Origin of the sequence: Turicibacter sp. (assembly GCF_017941855.1) — a bacterium.
Taxonomy (GTDB): Bacteria; Bacillota_I; Bacilli_A; order MOL361; family Turicibacteraceae; genus Turicibacter; species Turicibacter sanguinis.
This window is the reverse complement of the sequence record NZ_JAGAVR010000121.1, coordinates 1-3,093: the sequence shown is the minus strand read 5'-3', so window position 1 is coordinate 3,093 and position 3,093 is coordinate 1. Positions and strand designations below refer to the sequence as shown.

The 3,093-nt window shown below is 33.1% G+C and carries 4 protein-coding genes; 3 read left to right on the top strand and 1 reads right to left on the bottom strand.

Going from position 1 to position 3,093, the window contains the following annotated elements:
* Positions 1-223 precede the first annotated feature (223 nt).
* Positions 224-1,288: an IS1595 family transposase gene (locus J6D32_RS13035; RefSeq protein WP_287467750.1), complete on the top strand. Its 1,065-nt coding sequence runs from the start codon at positions 224-226 to the stop codon at positions 1,286-1,288.
* A gap of 121 nt (positions 1,289-1,409) precedes the next feature.
* Here the strand turns inward: J6D32_RS13035 and J6D32_RS13030 are convergent, their stop codons facing one another.
* A complete protein-coding gene (locus J6D32_RS13030; protein WP_287467749.1) occupies positions 1,410-1,805 on the bottom strand; it encodes a hypothetical protein in 396 nt (131 codons plus the stop codon).
* Between the two features lie 196 nt (positions 1,806-2,001).
* Here J6D32_RS13030 and J6D32_RS13025 point away from each other — a divergent pair, with 196 nt between their 5' ends.
* Both J6D32_RS13025 and J6D32_RS13020 read left to right on the top strand, forming a co-directional pair.
* Positions 2,002-2,358: a hypothetical protein gene (locus J6D32_RS13025; RefSeq protein WP_287467748.1), complete on the top strand. Its 357-nt coding sequence runs from the start codon at positions 2,002-2,004 to the stop codon at positions 2,356-2,358.
* 369 nt (positions 2,359-2,727) lie between these two features.
* On the top strand, positions 2,728-2,862 hold the full coding sequence (locus J6D32_RS13020) for a hypothetical protein (RefSeq protein ID WP_287467747.1): 135 nt from the start codon (positions 2,728-2,730) through the stop codon (positions 2,860-2,862).
* Positions 2,863-3,093 lie beyond the last annotated feature (231 nt).

The window sequence follows — 3,093 nt, the reverse complement described above, 5'->3', positions numbered from 1 at the left end:
TAGGAGCTGCTCTTGGTTTATACGGGATTGCACTCGGTATATGCGGACTATTCATCAATTTATGCGCTCTCCATAATACAGGTTATTCTTATATGACTCCATTAAGTCCATTAAAATTTGGGTCTGTTTTAAATAAGTGTTGATAATTTAAAATTTTCACATAACTTACTTCATTTGGTATAGTATAATAAATATACAAACATTCGTTTAGGTGGTAAGTTTTATGGCGAAAAAGAAGAAGACAATTAAAGAAAAAGTATTAGCTTTAATTCCTAAATTATCAGAAGATGAATTTGAAGAGGTTGCACAATTTGTTGAACTCAATCATATTAATTTTCACATTGATAATCTACAAAGGGAGGTTAAAGAAACTCGTTATTCTAAAGGGCAATATACTTGTCCTTTTTGTCATGGAACTCATGTTGTGAAAAATGGAACTAAAAAAGGACTTCAACGTTATCTATGTCGTCATTGTCATAAATCTTTTAGTGACCAGACCGCTACCCCTTCTTGTCATTCTAAAAAATCACCGAAACTTTGGCTTCAATATCTGAAATGTATGTTATCAGGTTATACCATTCGTGAATGTGCGGTGGAGTGTACAATTAATATCGCTACAGCATTTTTCTGGCGACACAAAATTTTAGATGCCTTAGCGACTGCAATAGGTGTAGGAGATTTAGAAGGGCTTATCGAAGCTGATGAAACTTTCTTTAGATACAATCGAAAAGGAAATTTCACAAAGGTTAGAAGTTATAAAAAAGGCGTTCGTACTTCAACTGGTCGCACGACTAAACAAGCTAAGAAAAAGAAACGTGGATTATCTCGTGACCAAGTTGCCGTTGGAACAGCCTTGGACCGTTTAGGTAATCTTAAAATGGGATTAATTTGTACGGGACGATTTCAATACCCTGCTCTTAAACGATTTTATGAGGGACATATTGCAGAAAATTCTACGTTATGTACGGATAGTGCTCATGGATATGCTACTTTATCCGAAGAATTACATCTTAACCATATTAAAATCTATTCAGGAAAACGAAAAAAGGATATTTATCACATTCAACATATTAACTCCCTTCATAGTCGGTTAAAAGCTTTTATGGGCGATTTCAAAGGTGTTGCGACTAAACACTTACAAAATTACCTCTATTGGTTCAAATTTATCGAAATATTCAAGTCTGAACGAGAATCTATTAAGTTAGAAAGAGCTTATGTATTATCTCAGGCTAATTATACGGATTGTTCCGTTAAAGCGATTAGAACAAGAACTCCTGCTTTTGTGTAATGAAGAATTATTAATTTTGATAATGCTTGTATTATGTCAACAACTAAAAAAAGATGATTGTGTTAATCGCTACAATCATCTTCTTTATTGAGTTATATCGAATTTTATTTAAGATATAATTTTAATCTGCTACTTTTTCATTTATGACTTTGAATTCATAAACTCCTTCTATTGTTGCCTTTGCTTGAATTAAAACTGTACCACTGTCCCAAGGAATATCCTTGAATGTTACAGTTTCTCCTGGAGTAAGTGTTTTTTCTTCGCCTAATAAAGCGCCTGCTGAATCTACAATCTGAATAACAACAGGTCCTGGATTTTCCTCTGTGTTAGTAACTGTTACATCCACATCAAAAATATTATTATCGGCGATAACGTTTCCCCATTCGTCTTTTGCTAAATATGCAGTTCCAGTCCAGTTGAATTTTGCTATATTATCTTTTTGAAATGAATAATACATTGTAAATCCTATTCCTAAAATTAAAATAACTACCAATCCCCAAAGAACTGATTTCTTCATTAGCTTTCCCCCTTAAATTATTGAGTTACTTTATTCTATAACAAATTGGTAAAATTATCAATATTTTCAAACGGTGGTCAATGCAAAGAGTGATTTACTTTTATGTTATTATCAACACTTATTTAAAACAGAGCCTTTAAAAAAAGAGGGGATTTCCCCTCTTTTGGCATATATAGAATGAAAGGAGGTAGCCTAATTGAGCTACGATATCGATTTCTCGGTTTATGAAATTAAACGACCTAAAATCAATTACAATGAACATATTAAAAGCAAGGAATGGAAAGAATTCAAAAAGGAAGTTTGTGAGCTTCGTAATTACAAGTGTCAGTGTTGTGGGGTTAAGAAGAAAAGTAACTTACACCTTCACCACAAACACTATAAAACACTTGGTTCTGAGCGTTTAGAAGATGTTGAGTTGCTATGCATGAAATGCCACAACCTTCTCCACCACAAAGGACGAGCGGCTATGGAAGCTCGTGGTGAGCAGGTCAAAGCTGATCGTAAAAAAGCCAAACAACTTAAAAAAGCTAATAAAAATTCAAAAGCCCTCTAATCGAGGGCTTTTATTGTTCGAAAATTTTTATAAAAATGACAGATTTCCCCTCCCCTACCTTACTTTAACTCCCTTTTTGTTGCCTAATATGGTAGGAACGGTGCTATCTTGAAGGATAGAGTGGGGGTATTATGCCTTAGTATGGCCGAAATAATTCAACCTTATTCATAAAATTCAAAAATTTTTTAAAAAACTATTGATGGATAATCTCTTGTCTTTATCCTAAAAAGGATATTCCGTTTTAAAAAAAAATTCGCATTTCTTCGAACTTTCGAATACCCCGAGAAGTCTAACTGACTTCAAAATTATTAATGACGATTGGTGTTCGTAAGCTGAAAGGAAAATATTTTTAAAAAAGGAGCGATCCACATGGGATTAAAAATCAAAGCTAAATCTAAAACTTCTGAAGATAGGAGAGGGAAGAAGATTAAAGAAAGAGAGATTGAGTTCTCTGTTGAAACTCCAACATTGTTGCAAATCTTCGAATCCTTATTACAACTTTAAAAAACCAAAAGAGAAACCGAAATGATACATCTAAGTTGATACATCTCTGATTTTTTCTCTTCAATTCTCAAAAACACCTAATGTATCATTTAAAATCCCCCAAACTCCAAGAACAACCACATTTTTTCTCTCTAAAATCTCAAAAAATAAAATGATACATCTGTCCTCTAAACCCCGTTTTTGGACGATTTTTTATCTAACCAAGAACCCAAAATAAAATGAGGAAAAATT